The 817-nt window shown below is 65.9% G+C and carries 1 pseudogene; it reads right to left on the reverse strand.

From position 1 onward, the window contains the following. Positions 1–817: pseudogene (locus A3754_RS03010) on the reverse strand (acetyl-CoA C-acyltransferase); the annotation flags it as partial.

The following is an 817-nucleotide window of genomic DNA, read 5'->3' on the forward strand; positions in this document are numbered from 1 at the left end:
GCCGCCGTTCACGTTGAGCTTGCTGCGGTCGACTTCGCCAAGGGCGGCGAGCCCGGTCTGGCTGCGCACGTAATCGTCATCAGCCAGGCCGCGCAGGTTGCAGGTCACCTGGCCGGCAAAGGCTTCGTGCATATCCACCAGTGTCAGGTCACTGAGCGCCAGCCCGGCCCGGGCCATGGCGGCGGGGGCGGCCAGTACCGGGCCCATTAACAGGTCGTCCTGTGGGGTGCGGGCCGCGAAGGCGTAGGAGCGGATATAGCCCAGCGGGGTGTAGCCCAGGGCGGCGGCTTTCTTTTCGCTCATCATCAGCAGGGCGCCGGCGCCATCGGTGAGCGGGCTGCTGTTGCCGGCGGTCACGGAGCCGGTCTCCCGGTCGAACACCGGGTTGAGTTTGCTGTAGCCCTCGCGCTCGGAGTGTTTGCGCACCAGGTTGTCGTCTTTCAGAGTGTTGCCGTTGGGCAGGTGGGCGGTCATGACCTGGCGGTCCAGGCGGCCTTCGGCCCAGGCGCGGGCCGCGTTGCTGTGCGACGCATGGGCCAGATCATCCTGCTCCTGACGGCTGACGCCCCACTTCTTCACCATTTTCTCGGTGCTTTCCCCCATGGTTTCGCCCACCGAATATTCGGTGATGGACGGCGCCTGGGGCAGCAGGTCGCGGGCCTTGAGCTGGCTGAGCAACTTGATGCGATCTTTCAGTGTTTTGGCAAAGCTCACGTCGCGCAGTACCGCGCTCAGTTCCGATGACAGCGGCACGCGGGCACTGCTGGTAGAGTCGGTGCCACCGGCAATGGCCATGTCGGTGTAGCCGGCAACGATG

The organism is Alcanivorax sp. HI0083, from assembly GCF_001635175.1.